Here is a 17,062-nt window from a genome sequence, read left to right on the forward strand (position 1 = left end):
TCGATTCTATTTTCGGTGACGATGAAGATTTGCCCGAAGAAAAACCGGTAGAAACCGCAGCACCTGTTGCAGAAGACTCTCTTGAACTTCCTGCCGTAGAGGACAGCCTTGAGCTTCCTGCCGCAGAGGATAGCCTTGAACTTCCTGCAGATGAAGAAGTGAAGCTGGATGGCGAATGGAGCCCGACTCCTGTAGCCGCAGAAGAACCTGCAGCTATGGTCGAAGAAGTGGAAACCCCCTCTGCTCCGGCAATCACTTCCGCAATGGATTTTGTACTGGATGATGAACCTGCTGCTCCTGCTGAAGAATCCGCTCCTGCAGTAGCTCCTGCATCTGAAGCTAGCTTTACCGTAGATAGTGCCTTTAGCTCTATCTTTGGCGATGACGATGACCTGCCCGAAGAAAAACCGGTAGAAGCTGTTTCTGAAACTCCGGCTGCCGATACGACTTCCTTGGCGGAACAGGTAGATCAGGCCGAGGCTGAATTGGAATTGCCTTCCATTCAGAAGGATGATACTTCCGATCTTGCTCAGGAAATGGGTGGAGCCTTTGCTTCTATGTTCGGTGACCAGGATGACTTGGATCTTCCGAGCTTGAGTGAAGACAAAGTAACGTTTGCTGCTGAAAATGACCAGCAGGCTACCGGTGCTGCTTTCGAAGAAGCTTCCGAAACCAAGCTGGAATCTGATTTAGACAAGTCGTTCAGCAATCTGTTTGGCAATGATGATGATTTGGCTTTGCCTACTGAAAATGCTGGCGAAGTTCCTGCTGCAGAAACTGCTCCGGAAGCACCTGTTATGCAAAATTTGGATTCCCTGGAATCTGAAGTTTCCGGTGCCTTCAAGGGTTTGTTTGAAATGGACGATGATTCACTGGCTATGGATCAGGACAAGCCTTCCAATAGTGGCGTAGACTTCCTGATGTCTGGCGATTCCGACGATGAAGTTTCTGCTGGTCTTATCAATAATCCTGACGCTCCGCTGAATCGTGGTGGTCAGGAAATTGATGAAAGTTTGAATACTAAGACTCTGGCCGAAATTTATTTCGATCAGGGCCTGTACGGGAAGGCTTTGGACATCTATAAGGACCTGGCTCAGAAGGAACCTGAAAATCAGGAAATTGTCGACCGTATGGCCGAAGTTGAAAAACTCTACAGGGAAAAGTTTGGAGGTAATGGGTAATGGCAGAACAGCCTCAACAGCAGCAGAGAACTCTTCGTATTGAACAGCTTCTCCGTGAAATGGTAAACCACAAGGCTTCTGACTTACATATTCGCGTAGGTGTTCCGCCGGTTTACCGTATCAACGGTTCTTTGCAGAAGTTGTTTGATATTCGTGTGGATGGCATGATGATGGATTCCTTCCTGGATGATATCATGAACCGCGAACAGAAGCAGCGTTTTGAAGATAATAAGGAATGTGACTTCGCTGTGGGCGCCCGCGATATGGGACGATTCCGTGTGAACGTGTTCCGCCAGCGTGGTACTATCGCTATCGTTATCCGTCATATTAAGGCAAAGATTCCTCCCTTCGAAGAATTGCACTTGCCCGAAGTGATTCGCGATTTGGCCCTGACCAAGCGTGGCTTGATTCTTGTGACGGGTACAACCGGTTCCGGTAAGTCCACTACACTTGCTTCCATGCTGGATTACATTAACCAGACGGAAACGGTGAATATCATTACCGTTGAAGATCCTATCGAATACCTTTACAAGGATAACAAGGCGATCATTTCCCAGCGTGAAATTGGGGTGGATACCTTGTCCTATGCAAATGCTCTTCGTGCAGCTCTCCGTCAGGACCCTGACGTATTGCTGGTGGGCGAAATTCGTGACCTTGAAACCATGCAGATTGCCATGACTGCTGCTGATACGGGCCATATGGTGTTTGCAACCATCCATACCACCAATGCGACGGAAACCATTCACCGTGTGCTTTCCATGTATCCGCCTCACCAGCACGAAGAAATTCGCCTGCTTTTGGGTGAAGTTCTTGCTGGTATTATTTCTTTGCGTTTGCTGCCCACTAAGGATGGCAATGGACGAGTTCCTGCTGCAGAAATCCTGGTGAACACGGGTGCAGTCCGCGAATACATTCAGGACAAGGATAAGAATGACCTGATTGAACAGGCTATCGCTGATGGTCACATGCAGTATCGTAGCCAGACCTTTGACCAGGCCCTGCTGGAACTGTATGGCAAGGAACAGATCTCCCTGGAAACAGCTATGGCTGCCGCCACTAACCCGGATGACTTCGATCTTAAGATTCGCGGTATTTCTGGTACTTCCGAACGCGGCTGGATGTAATTGTCCGAGGTATAGGAATAAGGAAAAGGCGCTCCGTTTGGAGCGCCTTTCTGCTATCTAATTCGAGAATTCCATTTTTTCTTGAAGCGGGGCTCGTCCAGAACTTTTGCCCAGACAAAACCTCGACGGATCTCGGCCTTGTTGAAGGATCGGGTATGTCGACGATGGTCGGCATTGGAGAGGCAGGGGGCTCCGATGGATTCGGATCCGTCATTGATTTGACCGGCCTGTTCACGCAGCTGACGGGCTCGTTCTTCCAGTTCTGCCAATTCCTGCTGGTGCTTCAGTTCGGCCTCACGGCGTGCGTGCAGTGCGGCTTCCTGGGCCTGGGCAGCCTGGAGTTCCTCAGCTTCCCGTTGTTCACGCTTGAAGAGGTTTTCCAGTTCTGTCTTGTCGTGAACCAGAAGGTCGCAGAAGCCTTCGCCCATGTCGCGACCCACGATGTGGTGGGCTTGCAACTCGGCAAGGACCTGCTGTGCCGTGCCTTCGGAGAAACCGAAGGCCTCCTGCAAGTACTCCACAGAAACCTCTTCCCACTGGATGACCGATTCGGCGATTTCCCTGAAGGTGATTCGATTTGGATTTGCTGGAGTTACCGTAGGTAAATCCACTTCATCCTCGTCATCTTCGTAGTCTTCGTCAAGATCTTCTATGGGTGGCGTTTCTGGCGTAAGGGTCCCTTGGGAAGCCTGACGCTGGGCTTCCTCGAATTGTCGAATCAGATCCTGCAGGCTGCCGGCTTTGCTTGGGGAACTCTGCTGGGGATTGCGCTGTTCCTGAACATCGCGCGGTTCCTTGGGTGGGACGTTCCGGTTTTCCTTTTTATTGGCAAGAACCTTCTTGATGACCACATCAAGAACGTAGATGGCAATAAGTATTACTAAACCTTCCATAGGGATAAACCTTTGGGTGGTTACTTAGCTTCCGGAGCGGAACCGATTTCCTTACGCATCTGGGTATCGGCTTCGATGTTCTTCATGTTGTAGTAGTCCATGACGCCAAGCTTACCGTCGCGAAGGGCGGTTGCCATAGCCATGGGAATCTGGGCTTCAGCTTCCACCAGCTTAGCCTTCATTTCCATGACCTTGGCCTTCATTTCCTGTTCAGCAGCGAATGCCATGGCGCGGCGTTCTTCTGCCTTGGCCTGTGCAATCTTCTTATCAGCTTCCGCACGGTCGGTTTCCAGGATGGCGCCGATGTTCTGGCCAACGTCCACATCGGCAATATCGATGGAAAGAATTTCGAATGCAGTACCTGCGTCCAGGCCGGATGCCAGCACCTTCTTGGAAATCATGTTGGGATTTTCGAGAACTTCCTTATGGCTCTGTGCGGAACCGATGGAGGAAACGATGCCTTCGCCAACACGGGCGATAACGGTTTCTTCGCCTGCGCCACCCACCAGCTTCTGGATGCTGGCGCGTACGGTAATACGGGTCACGGCGTGGAGCTGAATACCATCCAGAGCCACTGCGGAAACCTTCGGGGTTGTAATGACCTTGGGGTTCACGGACATCTGCACGGCTTCCAGAACGTTACGACCGGCCAGGTCGATGGCTGCTGCTTCCTTGAAGTCCAGCTTGATGTTTGCCTTGTTGGCGGCAATCAAAGCCTGGATCACGCGGAGAACGTTACCGCGGGAAAGGTAATGGGCTTCCAGGAGGTTGGTGTCCACCGGGAGGCCTGCCTTGCAGCTGAGGATTCGTGCTTCCACGATGACCTGGGGCGGAACCTTACGGAGGCGCATACCGATGAGCTGGAAGATGCTCACGTTTGCCTTGGAGAACAATGCCTGGAGCCAGAGGCTGAAGAACTTGCCTACGAAGGCGAGAAGGACGATGACGACGATGGCGGCAATGATAATGCCTACTGTTACGAGTGTATCCATTTGAACCTCTTGGTTGTTTTAAAAATTCTGAACTGTGTTAAACCGAGTCGCTAGACTGCGGAAACGAAAATGTGACCTTCCTGGACTGCGTCCACCTTGATGGATTGACCTGCTTCAATGATTTCGCCGCGGGTCTGTACATCCAGTAATTTGACGGTACCGTCTGCGGCAGTGAAAGAAGCCTGTCCAACAGGGCGGAGGAACGTCTTTGCAACGCCAATGGTACCTACGGAAATTTCCTGGATGGATTCCGTGGGGGAGGAGGCGGTTTCAAGGTCGGTTTTCAGCATGGGCGTCCATCCTTCGGGCAGAAGGGGGATCAAGTACTTGGTAGCCGCAATGGGGAATACCAGCGCGATGACCGCACAGCACATCATGTAGAATAGACCGAACAGCCAGGGAAGTGTGTCAAATGTTTCTTCGGCTGCCTCAGGAACATATTCAGGGATGTTGCCCGGATCGTAGCTGGTGGCAAGTGCAATAATCATACAGATGATGCCGCCGACGCCAAAAAGGAAGGTACCTGGCATCACGAATATTTCCACCAGGAAGAGGATGACGCCTGCAATCAGGAGGATTGCTGGAAGCATGCCGTCCAGCTGGGGGGCGAACTGGGCCAGGAAAACAATGCCGATGAGGATAATGCCTGCAATGCCAAAGAAGCCAAAACCGGGAGTCTTGAATTCGATGTAGAGGGCTCCGAAACCAAGAATGAGAAGGAGTCCGCTAATGGCTGCGATGGCGCTGGCAAATTGTTCGCCGGCGGTTGTTTCAATTTCATTTTTGCGGTCAATGGAAAGTGCCGTTTCAAATTCGTCTCGGTTAGCGAAAGTTCCCTGGGAGAAACCCAGTTCCATAGCTTCCTTGTCCGTCATGGTCAGGAGTTCGCCTTCCTTTACCAGAATCTTGGGGGCGCCCCAGAATTTGGTTTCGGCTTCACTCATGACTGCATATTTGGCGGCTTCAATGACCATGGTGGTGTCGCGGGCGGTTTTCTTGCCTGCGTCCAGCTTGGCGGTCAGTTCAAGAATTTCCAGCTCGGGGGTGACGAATGCGGTGGTCAGCAATTCCGGGTAGCCGTTTTTCTGAGCCAGATTGCGGAATTTGGCGCGAAGGGGAGACTGAACTTTTTCGCCAATAATCTGAGGTGCTCCACCGGCGCTTTGCAGGATGGGAGCGCAGTCACCGATGGTGGTGGATTCCATCATATAAAGCTTATTGCAGGCAAGGGCGATAAGGCTTCCTGCGCTAATGGCTTTCTTCTTCACGAAGGCGATGGTCTGGGGTCCGCGAACAGCCATGATGGTGTCCACGATGTCAAAGGCTGCATCCAGGCGACCGCCGAAGGTGTTAATCTCGAAAATGATGTAGTCCGGATTTTCCTTCATGGCGTCGCCGATGGCACGAGCGCAGAAATCGTACATGGAGGGTTCTACGTCACCTTCCAGCTTAATCCAGACAGCTTGTTTTTTTGCGGATTCCGTAATGGCGGAGTCTGTAACAGGACCGTTGGGTGTTTCTGATGCGATAATTGCTTTTTCTACAGTTGCTTGAACGTTGTTTGAATCTGCAAAAGAGAATGCGGCAAAGATTGCCAAAAATGCGAGAATTTTAGATAAAAACTTCATACCATCAATGTATAAAGTTTTCGTGTCAAAAGAGTGTCAAAGTGCGGGATTTCTGATAGAAAGTCTCTATTTTATTTTGAACGGTCGTTTTGGCCTTCTGCAGACCCGTTTTCACCCCATCTCCATGGCCTTGGCCCGGTCTCTCACCTGCGCCTTGAACAACGCCTTGCTAGGCTCGCTTAAGTAACTTTGGTCGATCATGGCGTCCATTTCCCCTAAAAGGCTGCAGGTTTCTGCAATAAAACGCTGGGCTCGGATTTCCTTGATGCCGATGCGGCGGGCCAGTTCCATAAAGTCCGGCTTGCCGTAGAACCCGTTTGCCTTGAAAAAATCCGTTTCAAAGTCTGCGCGGGAATCGTCGGCTGGTGCGTTTTCGCTGAAAAGTTCCAATGCGGTTCGGCCAAGTTCTTGAACGTGCAGGGATGTATTCAGCAAATCGTAGGCAGGGGCTAGCTTGTAAACCCCGTCTGCATTTGGGGAGTAGACAGAAAAGTTCTTGACGTGAGCGTCACCGTTACAAACAAGGTAGTTGAACAGAATCAACTTGAAGTATTTTTCAACGTCGGTGGGGTAAGTGCTTACATATTGCTTCATCAGGTCGGCGATCTGCTGGTAGCTGAAGTCGTACTTGTAGTTGGAACCTTTTTCGCCTGGGGTGAGGCCAGCCACCTGGGCAAAGTCTTCCTGGCAGATCCTGTTGCCGTCGGGCAGAACATCGAATCGCTTGGTAATGTAGGCCGGTGTTCCGTCTTTAAGATAAACTAGCGCATTGTCTGCCGCTTCGATTTTGAAAATCTGTCTGGCCATTTGCATGGTCAGGTGCTCGTTGGCGGGCATATCCTTTGTGTTGTCGAACAGCCCTTCTACCGCAGGCTTTAAGATGAAGGTGCCGCCATTTTCAGTAGGTTCTAGTCGCCCGTCGTTTACTATTAGCGAAAACTTGGGCTGTGCGCCAGAAATGGAAATCCGACGGATGGAACCGTTGTTGGACTTGATTTCGGGTAAGGAAAAATCAAGTGTGGCGCCAAACTTTTTTAGACAGAACAAACGCTTGGCACAGGCGGGGCAAAAATCTCGAGGGGTCTCCTTGAGGCAACTATGGCAGCGGTTCTGCATGGTGGGGGAGGTGGCGCCTGTCATACGTCCTCCATCACGGTGATGGCGCCGATGGTTTCACTTCCCGCAAGTTTCAGCAACAGCCTGTAGGAATCCTTGGGGTCGATTTTCAGACTCATGCAGTAAAGTCTGCGATTTTCGCCCTCGGGCAGCAAACCTTCAAAAAACGGAAACAGCTCCTTGGACTTGTAGGGCTCCTGGCGCTTGGGCAATGTCAGTGCAATGGCGGGGCGCCTGGACGCAAGGTAGATTTCGTCGTAGGTGAAAATGAATTCGCCCTTAGCCTTGGTCAAGGTTCCTGCCAAAGCTCCGTTGTAGAAAACCGATGCTTGCCTAGCCATTGACGACTCTCTCGGTTAAAGACAGCTTTAGCCCTAGTTGATTAGAAAGTTTGCAAAGGACCTCGATGGATGGGTTGGCATTACCGTTTTCGATGGCGTTGATGGTTCGTAGTGAAACGCCGGACATTTCCGAAAGATCCTTTTGGCTTAACCCAAGGGCTTCCCGTCGCTTTTGCAAAATCTCAAAAAATTCATCCATAATGTGCAATATATTGCTTAATTCGGATTCAAAATACAAAAGTGCACGGGTTTTGTCAATAAATGCGCAGTATATTGCGTAATCTGTTTGTGTTTTTCGCAATTTTCGTGACAATTTTCACTAAATGAACCAAAAATTGGCGAAATTCTGCAAAATACTTGACTTTGTGTGTTTTTTTTTTGGTTACGTTTGTGGTGTGGGCGAATTTTATCGAAACGAAGGAGAAATAAAGTGAAAATATTAAGGATGTTTGGAGGCATTGCTGTAGCATCTATGCTAGCCTTTGGACTTGCAGCCTGCGGTGATGGTAACCCCAGCGGGTCAAATGGTGATGGTAGCGGCAGCTCTGTTGTCACGTCTCCTTCTATAAAAGTTGAAAAAGGAACTGTCAAAGATTCCCGTGACGGTAAGGTTTACAAGACCATAAAAATCGGCACCCAGACCTGGATGGCGGAAAACCTGAACTACGCATACACTGGCGTGAAGTACAATTACGGCAGTTACACTTCCGATTCCACCAGCTGGTGCTACGAAAACAAGGCTTCCAACTGCGACAAGTTCGGTCGCCTTTATACCTGGAGTGCAGTGATGGATAGTGTTGCCAAGTTCTATGTAAATGCAAGAACCATGTGTGGCTATGGCAAGACCTGTACCCCCAATAGCCCCCACCGCGGCATTTGCCCAGAAGGCTGGCATGTGCCCACGAACGAGGAGTACAGCACTCTGTACACCTACATCGGTGGTTCCAGCACCGCTGGTCCGTTGTTGAAATCCACCAGCGGCTGGGCTGGTAGCGGCAACGGTTCCGACAAGTATGGCTTCTCGGTGCTCCCCGCCGGTCGCAGGCTCGACAGTGGCCTTTTCGGCGGTGAGCGCAGCTACGCCGGCTTGTGGTCTGCCACTGAGGACCTTAGCTACTACGCGTGGTGCCAGTACTTCCACTACCACCACGATCTCGACGGCGCAAACCAGTACGGCAGCAACAAGTACATCGGTCAAAGTTTGCGTTGTCTCAAGGATTAAAGCGATGGCGCCCTCGTTCTAACCAGGTCCATTCCTTTTTAATCTCATTCGCCCCAGGGATTTTTCAACCCCCGGGGCGTTTTTGTAGGCTTATGTCTTACAAGCTTGCCAGAACCTGCAGCAAACGCTTCTTGGCGGGGCCTTCGGGCAGGGGCAGGAACAGCTCCTTGGCGAAGGATTTCATCAGCATCTTCTTGGCGGTTTCAGCGGGAATACCGCGGCTCTCTAAGTAGAACATCTGATCGGCATCTAGTTCGCCGCAGGTGTTGCCGTGAGTACATTCCACGTCGTCGTGATAGATCTTTAGCACCGGCTTCACAGAGACGCTGGATTCGTCACCCAGGAGGATGGAATTTACCAGCTGGCTGGAGTTCACCTGGCTGCAGCCTTCGCCGACGATAACGCTTCCGTCGTAGCTTACGTAGGAATTTTCGTCCAGCAGGTTGCGGGCGAACTGGGAGCTTACGGTGTTGGGTGCGTTATGACGGATGGTCAGGCGTTGGTGCTTGCTGGCGTTTCCCTTTAGCACAGACAAGGAGCGGTAATCGAAGTTGGCGCCTTCGCCGTTCAAGTCCACGTCAATGCTAATGCGGCCAATGCCTGCGTCCTGCAAAATGTTGGAAAAGTGAACAGTGGAATTGGCTGCCTGCTTGATTACGAAATGTCTGAAAACCAGAGGCAGTTCGTTGGCGGGATTGGCAAAGAAGATTTCCAGTTCGGCGCCTTCTTCAACATCAATGTCGAAGCGCTCGGCGGCAATTTCGTGAGCCACCTTGTTGTCTAGAATTTCGAGGGAAACCTTGGCGTTCTTGCCTACGTTAAAGACGCTGTGGCCGAAATCATCTCGGCTCTTGATGAGTCCCATCTCGGTTTCGCCATCGGCAAAATCCTTCTTCATGGTCGGGGCGGATTTTGCAATGGGAAGAAGGGCGGCAACGTCCATTTCGTTTTCAAAAGTACTGGCGGAACCTTCCTGGCTGTCTAAAAGATTCGGAATCTTATTGACCGGGAAAAAACTCCACAGCTCGTTATTGCGCTTGGGCATGCCAAGGGCATTGATGCGTGCCTGGGCGGCCTGTGCTAATTCAGAATTCATGTAGCTCATGACTGCCTCAATTACTTTTCTTCGATCCAGTCGTAACCCTGTTCTTCCAGCTTCAAGGCCAGTTCCGGACCACCGCTCAGGATGATCTTGCCGTGACGAAGCACATGAACGTAGGTGGGCTTGATGTAGTCCAGCAAACGCTGGTAGTGGGTCACCAGAATCACTGCCTTTTCGGGGCTCATGATGTGGTTGATGCCGTTTGCCACAATGCGGAGTGCGTCAATGTCCAAGCCGGAGTCGGTTTCATCCAGGAAGGAAACCTTGGGATCGAGAATAGCCATCTGGAGGATTTCGTTACGCTTCTTTTCGCCGCCGGAGTAACCTTCGTTGACGCCGCGGTCGCGGTAACGGTTGTCCATTTCCAGAAGTTGCATCTTTTCTTCGCAAAGGTTCTTGAAGTCGGCGTCGCTCATTTCCGGGAGGCCCAGGAAGTTGCGCTTGGAGTTCAGTGCCATCTTCAAGAATTCCACGTTGTTCACGCCGGGAATTTCGGTGGGGTACTGAGTGCTGATGAACAGGCCGGAGTTGGCGCGTTCACAGATTTCCATGTCAAGCAGGTTCTTGCCGTCAAGTTCTACAACGCCGTCGTTTACGGTGTAAGCCGGGTGGCCTGCGATCACCTTGGAAAGGGTGCTCTTGCCGCTCCCGTTGGGACCCATGATGGCGTGGACTTCACCGGGCTTTACTTCCAGGTTGATTCCCTTAAGGATTTGGGTGCCGTCTTCAATACTTGCTTTAAGATTCTTGATGCTTAACATGTTTTCCTCGTTTTTAAAACTTATTCCCTAGAATCCCATATCATCGTCGTTGTTGAACTCATCGGCGTTGTAGGAGTATTCTTCTTCGTCGGGCGGTTCTTCGCCAAATTCTTCTGGCGGCTCTTCGCTTAATCCCTCGGGTGGTTCTTCAGGAGGCGGGGCGGAATCGAATTCCGGAGGAGGCCCGAATTCCTGAGGCTGACTGATTTCCTGTGGGGAATCAAAATTGCGTTGAGGTTCCGTTGCAAGCGGTGATTCCGCTTGGAATCCTTGAGAATCTGGCAAGGCTGCCTGGAATTGAATGAGCTGGGCCTTGCTTCGAACAACCTGGTCGGCAAATGCGTCGATTTGAATTTTTTCGGCATTGAGCAGATTGTTGATGGTCTGCATTCCCTGGGTGAACTTTGTCATCTTCATGCGTGCGTTCACACGTTCCATGGTGTCCAGGGGGAGTTCTTTTTTCTGGCGGTCGCAAAGCTTTGTGGAAAGAACCGTCAGCGTCTGGTAGAACTCGTAAATTTCCTGAGGGGGCTTCCACTGTTCATCGGGAAGACCTTCAATAAAACTCTGCATTTCCTTGGAAACGCTTTCGTAAAGTACCTGAGGGTTGTGGGTCCCTGTTTCAGCGTAGAGAGCCACGACGGTATTGACGAATTCGTCTACGATGGGGGATTCGAACATCTGGATGCCGCTGGCAGCCCAGTCCATGTCGAAGTATTCCAGCGCACGTTCCATCAGGGACGGGTTTCGCAGCAGCAGGTTGGCAAAGCGAATCTCGATAGGCGGGATGGCGTGCCACTGGATGGCCGCTTCCTGCACTTGCGGGACTGCTGCCTGCTGAAGGCGCTTTTCCTGCTTGATGGGGCGAACTTGGGCTAGAGACCGGTCCGTGTTGAATCGTTCAGAAATCAACTTCAGATACTGATTCTGGAGTTCGCGATCCGCAATGCTTTTAACCAGGGACTTTGCGTAACTGACGAAGCTGGCCCTTTCTTCGGGACTGCGCAGGTCCTTGCGGCTTGCCAGATAGTTCAGCCAGTCGTCCGCTGTGGTCAGGGCGTTCCTAAATGCTTCGGGTCCCTGTTCGTTTACGAAGTTATCAGGGTCGATTTTCGTTCCATCCGGACGGGAAAGCGCGAAAACTCGAGGGGCGATTCCCTTGGGTAAGACGATTTCCAGACTGCGCATGGTTGCCTTCTGTCCGGCGGCGTCACCGTCGAATACCAGGTAGGCGGTCTTTGCATAGCGGGCGAGAATGCTAGCGTGGGTTTCCGTCAGGGCGGTGCCGGATGCTGCCACCACGTTGGTGACGCCACCCTGAAAGAGGCTAATCATATCGAAGTAGCCTTCCACAATAATGACCGCATTCTCCTTTGCAATGCTTTGGCGGCTGTGATGAAGCCCGAACAGAATATCGCTCTTGTGATAGAGGGCGGATTCCGGACTGTTCATGTACTTTGCAGGCTTAAAATTGGGGTCCTTGTTTTCGCTCAGGTCGCGACCGCCGAAGGCCACAATCATGCCGGAAATGTTCTGGATAGCGATCATCAGACGGTCACGGAACTTGTCGGAAATGCCTCCGTGTTCCTTTTCTACCGCAAGGCCTGCCTTCACGCAGTCTGCTGGAGAAAAACCGTTCTTGACGGCAAAGCTAATAAAGCCTTCTCTACCATCAGGAGCATAGCCGATGTGAAATCTCTGACGAGTTTCCGCCGTGATATGGCGGCTGTTCAGATAGGCCATTGCCTTTTCGCTCATGGTGAGCTGCTGCTCGAACCACTGACAGGCCAATTCGTTGAGCTTACGGACCTGTTCACGTTCCTCGATGGCTTCCGCATTTTCTGGAGCGCCAAGTTGAGGTAACGTAAAGTGGGAAAAATTTGCCACCCATTCCACGGCTCCCTTGAAGTCCATCTTTTCGTGCTCCTGCACGAATTTGAAAACGTCACCGGCAGCTCCGCAGGCAAAACACTTGTAGATACCCAGTGAGGGGTTTACGTTCATGGAGGGGGAGCGGTCATCGTGGAAAGGGCATACTCCAAGATAACGCCCGTTTCCGGAGCGTTTCAACGGCAGGAAACTCTCAATGACGGCGGCGATGTCCGTCTGAGATTTTAGCTGCTGAATGATTTCATTGGAATAAAAAGCCACGGGCCAAAGATAGCAAAAGTCGAGTGCCGCGACTTGCTCAGTGACATCTCGCGAGGCTTAAACGACGGCCTTGCTTTGCCACTTTCCGCTGCGCCACCTATAGTAATTTGCTATAGAACGGTAGAACTCATCGGCTGCCATGCCCAGCCAGAGACCGGGGAGACCAAGATCCAATACGAACGCCAGGAAAAGTGCGGTGCCCACGCCTAAAGTCCACATCATTCCGCTGCCCACGAAGGCGGGGAACTTGGAGTCTCCGGAAGCGCGTAGGGATGTGGTAATAACAAAATTTACGGCCTTGAAGGGCTGCACGGCAACATCGCACCAAAGGCACATCTGGCCTAAAGCGATAACATCTGGATTGTCCGTAAAGACACCTATCAGATGGGTTCCGCAAAGAGCCATAATGATGGATAGGACAAGTCCGCTAATGCAACTGATGAGAATTGTTTGATGGACGCGCTGGTCGGCAGTCTTGTATTCCTTGGCGCCAACCAAGTGGGCGACGAGAATCTGGTTTCCGTTGCCTAAGCCGATGCCCAAAATTACAGACAAAGCAGCGAAGTTTCCTGCGAAGACGCGTGCAGTCATGGCCAGGGTTCCCAGATGGGCCACCATGGCGGTAATGAACACGTTGAACAGCTGGAAACTGATGGGTTCCGCTGCCGCAGGAAGACCAATGCGAACCCAGTCGGGGAGGATGATCTTGGATCGCTTCAAGTCGCGACGGTGAGTCTTATGCTGGATCTTGTAGCGCAGAACGCACCAGAGGATCCCAGAAGAAATCAGCCAGGAAAGTGCGGTGGCAAGGCCCACGCCCTTGGCTCCCATCTTGGGCAAGCCGAACAGGCCTTCCAGGAAGATGTAGTTCATGGCGGCGTTACTTGCGATGGTGATGATGTTTCCGATAAGGTTCCAGACCGTCAAACCATGGGTCGCCACAAAGGCGGTAAGGGAAGACTGCAAAGCCCTGAAGGCAAAGCCGAATGCCACCACGGACATGAACTGTTCCGCGTAAATGACGGGATTGCCGGTAAGCCCCATCCAGTGGGGAATGAGGCCTGACAGGGGGACTACGGCGGCGGTCATCAGGAAACCCACCAGCAGGCTTCCGCAGAGGACCATAGTCTTGGTGGAACGGGCGTGGCTATTCTGTTCTGCCCCCATATACTGGGAGGCGATGCTTGCTCCAGCCTGGGAGAATGCGTTGATGGCAGTGAATAAGGCTGCAAGGACAGGCATCAGTGCGCCGACGCCTGCGGCAGCTTCTTCGGATGTACGGGAAAGGAACCAGCTATCCATCATGGGCTGGATCATGTTCACTGCGAAAGTGAATATGAGGGGCCATGAAAGGCTGAGAAGAGAACGGTCTTTGACCTGCTTAGTAGCCATGGCCCAATGGTAGCAATTGCTAGGGGTGCCTGGCTTCTTTTTTATTTCTGTTTTGTTTGCGCCTGTATACGGGAGATAATCTGGTCTACATCGGTAAAGGCGCAGGCCGGAAGGCTAATGGCCATCTGGGTTGCCTTCTTGGCGTTAGGGGTAGCGCTCGGTTCCAGGCCAGCGAAGCAGGGCTGGTTCTGCAACGTTTCCGGATAGTGTATACAGAAGGGAATTTCTGCCTGCTTTAGAATCTGGATAAAGGCGTTCCGATTTGAGGCGAGCAAGGTGTACTGGGCGTAAGTGCTGAAATTTCCCGAGTCCAGAGTCTGGGGAAAGACCTGCAGGTCAGATCCGCTCGTATTGTTCCATACATCCAGGAAAAAACGGTCATACTTTAGGGCGTTTGCCTCACGAACTTTCAGTTCGTCGTCCAGATGTTTCAGCTTTACCCGCAGGATGGCCGCCTGGACCGCATCCAGTCGGCTGTTTACGCCAAGAATCTGATGGTCGTAATGTCCGGGACTGCCGTGATTGGCGATCATCCGGATTTTTTCTTCCAGCCTGGGGTCTTCCGTAAAGAGGGCGCCTCCATCCCCGTAGCAGCCCAGGGGCTTGGTAGGGTAGAAGCTGGTAATGGAAATGTCCCCGAAGGTACAGGCTTTACGGACTTGTCCGTCGATGACTCGGGTGGCGCCAAATGCCTGCGCTGCGTCCTCGATAATCCATAAACCGTTTTTTTCCGCAATTTCACGAAGTTTTTCGAAGGGAGCGCACTGTCCGAAAAGGTCTACTGCAATGATCCCGCGGGTCTTTTCGTTTACTAGCGCCTGGACGCTTGCAGTGTCGATTTGAAGCGTTTTTAGGTCAATATCCGCAAATTTTGGGATTCCGCCTAGAAAAGAGACGCTTTCCGCCGGGGCAATAAAGGTAAAGTCCGGTACGATCACCTGGTCTCCGGGCTTTAAATCCATTGCCATGAGGGTGATTGTCAGTGCGTCAGTGCCACTTCCGCAGGAAATGGCGGACCGTCCTACGAAGTCCGACAGCTCTTTTTCTAGATTTTTAACCTGAGGACCGCCGATGAAGCATCCGCTATCCAGCACTTCTTTCTCGGCTTTTTCGAGCTCTTGCCTATAGGCATCTCGTTGTCCTACAAGATTTACGAAGGGAATCATGACCCAAAAAGTAGAAATTTTTTGGTACCCCTTGAAATCTTTCAAATATTTACTAACTTTGAGCCAACATTTTTAAGTAGGTTTTCACCCGGAGATATTAAGGTGCCTCAACACAAGTCTTGCAAAAAGCGTTTGATTCAGGCCGAAAAGGCCAATGCTCAGAACCGTTCCGCACGTTCTGCAATCCGTACTAGCCTCAAGGCTATCCGTTCCGCTACTACTAAGGAAGAAGCTCTGAAGGAACTTCCCAACCTCTTTAGCCAGCTGGACAAGGCTGCTGCAAAGCATCGTGCAGGTTTCTGCGCTAACCGTGCAGCAAACTACAAGGCTAAGGCCGCTAAGGTCGTTAATAGCCTCGCTTAATTATCTAAGCAAAGCCTAAAAAGCTAAACTGCGCTTTTTCTCGAAAACCAGTGCGATGTCCTCGCACTGGTTTTCGGTCGTCTGTGTTTTGTATGGAAAAATGGAATTTGTCTGGAAAAAACGGAAAATTTTCATTTTTATTACGATTTAGACCAAAAAGCCGTATATATTGGAGAATGGACTGGAATTTTTTTTATAGATTTGCGCTAGTATTGTTAGGGATTAGTAATGTCTTCAATTAATTTTGCTACACGAGAAATTAGCTGTAAAGTAGTTTACTATGGACCGGGCTTGAGTGGTAAGACCACGAACCTGCAGGTGATCCATCAGAAGATGCCTCAGGACAAGCGCACGGACATGGTGTCTCTGGCTACAGAAGGCGACCGTACTTTGTTCTTTGACTTCTTGCCGCTGAATCTGGGCGACATCAAGGGTTTCAAGACCCGCTTCCAGCTCTACACAGTTCCTGGTCAGGTCTATTATAATAGTACTCGTAAGCTTGTGCTTCGCGGTGTGGACGGCATTGTGTTTGTGGCCGACTCCCAGCGCTCCCGTCAGGCAGAAAACCTGGAAAGCTTGCAGAACCTCCGCCAGAACCTGCAGGACTACGGCATGGATCTGGACGATATGCCTTTCGTGCTTCAGTACAACAAGCGCGACATGGACAACGTTTTTACCCTGGACGAACTGAACGCCGAACTTAATCCCCGCGGCATTCCTTTCTTCCCGGCAACCGCCCATAACGGTAAGGGCGTGGTGACCACCCTGAAGACAATCGCAATGCTGGTCATCGAAAAGTTCAACGTGAAACAGGGCTTCCTCCATCAGGCAGCCGCTAATGTCAACAATACTGGCGTCCACGACGTATCCCTGACTAAGGACGGCGTTTCCGTGAAGGATCCGGCTCCTGCAGCTGCTCCTCAGAGTGCTGCTCCGTCTCCGTTCCGCATGCCGTCTTTCGCTGCAAAGCCGGGTGCCGCAGCTCCTGCTCAGCCCCAGTCCGCCGGTGCAGGTCTTTTCCAGAAGGGAGCGACATCTTCCCCCTTCGGTCGTCCCAAGGCTGCTACCGCAATTCCGCCTCGCATGCCTACTTTTGGACGAGACGTGGCCAAGCCCACTAACGAAGTTGCAGACGACGAAATCGAATTGCGTCCGTATGTACCTAAGAAGAAATAACCGCTAAGGAGGCTGCATCGTGAGTGATTTTACCATTTATACAGATGATGCGGACAAGGTCCGCCGCCTGATGTCTGCTTACCAGGCAAGTGTTAAAGCCGAATATATCGTGCTTTGCCATCGTGACGGTTCTATCATTGCAGAAGTTGGCTCCCTCGGCCTGGATGCTACTCCGCTTGCAGTGTTGAGCACTGCATCCTTTGACTCCGCCCGTCAGGTGGGTCTCATGCTGGGTGGCGAAAACTTCAACTCCGTTTCTTATGCGGGCGACAATCGTTCCATCTACATCGCTCCGGTAGACCAGGCCCTGCTGTTGGTCCAGATTTTCCCGGGCAATAGATTGCCGAACCGCATCGACGACTTCAACCGCCTGTTGGTTGAAAAGCTCGTGGATGCCGTACCTGCATTTACCCAGAATACCAGTCGCTTAGTCCGATAGGCGCTTCGTGACAAA

Annotated in this window: 15 protein-coding genes and 2 pseudogenes; 6 read left to right on the plus strand and 11 right to left on the minus strand. The window is 51.5% G+C overall.

Annotated features, from left to right (window positions below):
* Together BGX12_RS15400 and BGX12_RS00575 are read left to right on the plus strand one after the other, a co-directional pair.
* A pseudogene (locus tag BGX12_RS15400) lies at positions 1 to 1,181 on the plus strand (hypothetical protein); the annotation flags it as partial.
* Positions 1,181 to 2,305, plus strand: coding sequence for a type IV pilus twitching motility protein PilT (locus tag BGX12_RS00575; protein WP_109734149.1), 1,125 nt, complete (start codon positions 1,181 to 1,183; stop codon positions 2,303 to 2,305). The pseudogene BGX12_RS15400 and the gene BGX12_RS00575, both read left to right, overlap by 1 nt.
* Before the next feature lie 53 nt (positions 2,306 to 2,358).
* Here BGX12_RS00575 and BGX12_RS00580 read toward each other — a convergent pair whose 3' ends face one another.
* The 6 genes from BGX12_RS00580 to BGX12_RS00605 form a co-directional block, all read right to left on the minus strand.
* The gene (locus BGX12_RS00580; RefSeq protein ID WP_109734150.1) at positions 2,359 to 3,198 is read right to left on the minus strand and encodes a hypothetical protein; all 840 of its coding nucleotides are present in this window, start codon (positions 3,196 to 3,198) and stop codon (positions 2,359 to 2,361) included.
* A 20-nt stretch (positions 3,199 to 3,218) separates the two neighbouring features.
* Positions 3,219 to 4,190 carry a flotillin-like protein FloA gene (gene floA, locus BGX12_RS00585; RefSeq protein WP_109734151.1) on the minus strand — a complete coding sequence of 324 codons (972 nt, stop codon included), beginning with the start codon at positions 4,188 to 4,190 and terminating at the stop codon, positions 3,219 to 3,221.
* 50 nt (positions 4,191 to 4,240) lie between these two features.
* A complete protein-coding gene (locus BGX12_RS00590) occupies positions 4,241 to 5,818 on the minus strand; it encodes a nodulation protein NfeD (RefSeq protein WP_109734152.1) in 1,578 nt (525 codons plus the stop codon).
* A 111-nt stretch (positions 5,819 to 5,929) separates the two neighbouring features.
* On the minus strand, positions 5,930 to 6,958 hold the full coding sequence (locus BGX12_RS00595) for a HipA domain-containing protein (protein WP_233246194.1): 1,029 nt from the start codon (positions 6,956 to 6,958) through the stop codon (positions 5,930 to 5,932).
* Positions 6,955 to 7,275, minus strand: a complete 321-nt coding sequence (locus tag BGX12_RS00600) for a HipA N-terminal domain-containing protein (protein WP_109734153.1) — start codon at positions 7,273 to 7,275, stop codon at positions 6,955 to 6,957. Before BGX12_RS00600 ends, BGX12_RS00595 begins: the two co-directional genes overlap by 4 nt.
* Positions 7,268 to 7,474, minus strand: coding sequence for a helix-turn-helix transcriptional regulator (locus BGX12_RS00605; protein ID WP_109734259.1), 207 nt, complete (start codon positions 7,472 to 7,474; stop codon positions 7,268 to 7,270). Before BGX12_RS00605 ends, BGX12_RS00600 begins: the two co-directional genes overlap by 8 nt.
* Before the next feature lie 231 nt (positions 7,475 to 7,705).
* Here BGX12_RS00605 and BGX12_RS00610 point away from each other — a divergent pair, with 231 nt between their 5' ends.
* Complete coding sequence (locus tag BGX12_RS00610; RefSeq protein WP_146196202.1) at positions 7,706 to 8,497, plus strand: fibrobacter succinogenes major paralogous domain-containing protein; 792 nt, start codon at positions 7,706 to 7,708, stop codon at positions 8,495 to 8,497.
* Positions 8,498 to 8,594: 97 nt separating this feature from the next.
* On the opposite strand, the gene BGX12_RS00615 is transcribed toward BGX12_RS00610, so the two are convergent.
* Genes BGX12_RS00615 through BGX12_RS00635 form a run of 5 tightly spaced genes read right to left on the minus strand, consistent with a single transcriptional unit; the run spans position 8,595 to position 15,069 of the window.
* On the minus strand, positions 8,595 to 9,602 hold the full coding sequence (locus BGX12_RS00615; protein WP_109734155.1) for a SufD family Fe-S cluster assembly protein: 1,008 nt from the start codon (positions 9,600 to 9,602) through the stop codon (positions 8,595 to 8,597).
* Between the two features lie 11 nt (positions 9,603 to 9,613).
* The gene (gene sufC / locus BGX12_RS00620) at positions 9,614 to 10,360 is read right to left on the minus strand and encodes a Fe-S cluster assembly ATPase SufC (RefSeq protein ID WP_109734156.1); all 747 of its coding nucleotides are present in this window, start codon (positions 10,358 to 10,360) and stop codon (positions 9,614 to 9,616) included.
* 27 nt (positions 10,361 to 10,387) lie between these two features.
* Positions 10,388 to 12,511 (minus strand): DNA primase, encoded by a 2,124-nt coding sequence (gene dnaG, locus BGX12_RS00625; protein WP_109734157.1) that lies wholly within the window; start codon positions 12,509 to 12,511, stop codon positions 10,388 to 10,390.
* 57 nt (positions 12,512 to 12,568) lie between these two features.
* On the minus strand, positions 12,569 to 13,903 hold the full coding sequence (locus BGX12_RS00630; RefSeq protein WP_109734158.1) for an MATE family efflux transporter: 1,335 nt from the start codon (positions 13,901 to 13,903) through the stop codon (positions 12,569 to 12,571).
* Between the two features lie 41 nt (positions 13,904 to 13,944).
* On the minus strand, positions 13,945 to 15,069 hold the full coding sequence (locus BGX12_RS00635; RefSeq protein WP_109734159.1) for a DegT/DnrJ/EryC1/StrS aminotransferase family protein: 1,125 nt from the start codon (positions 15,067 to 15,069) through the stop codon (positions 13,945 to 13,947).
* Between the two features lie 102 nt (positions 15,070 to 15,171).
* Between BGX12_RS00635 and rpsT the strand changes: the two genes are divergently transcribed.
* The 3 genes and pseudogenes from rpsT (at position 15,172) to BGX12_RS00650 (ending at position 17,047) form a co-directional block, all read left to right on the plus strand.
* Positions 15,172 to 15,432, plus strand: coding sequence for a 30S ribosomal protein S20 (gene rpsT, locus BGX12_RS00640; RefSeq protein WP_109734160.1), 261 nt, complete (start codon positions 15,172 to 15,174; stop codon positions 15,430 to 15,432).
* Between the two features lie 228 nt (positions 15,433 to 15,660).
* Positions 15,661 to 16,224 (plus strand): annotated as a pseudogene (locus BGX12_RS16055) (ATP/GTP-binding protein); the annotation flags it as partial.
* A gap of 403 nt (positions 16,225 to 16,627) precedes the next feature.
* Positions 16,628 to 17,047, plus strand: coding sequence for a roadblock/LC7 domain-containing protein (locus BGX12_RS00650; protein ID WP_073230454.1), 420 nt, complete (start codon positions 16,628 to 16,630; stop codon positions 17,045 to 17,047).
* The last annotated feature ends 15 nt before the right edge of the window (positions 17,048 to 17,062 follow it).

Source organism: Fibrobacter sp. UWR4, from assembly GCF_003149045.1.
Classification (GTDB): Bacteria; Fibrobacterota; Fibrobacteria; order Fibrobacterales; family Fibrobacteraceae; genus Fibrobacter.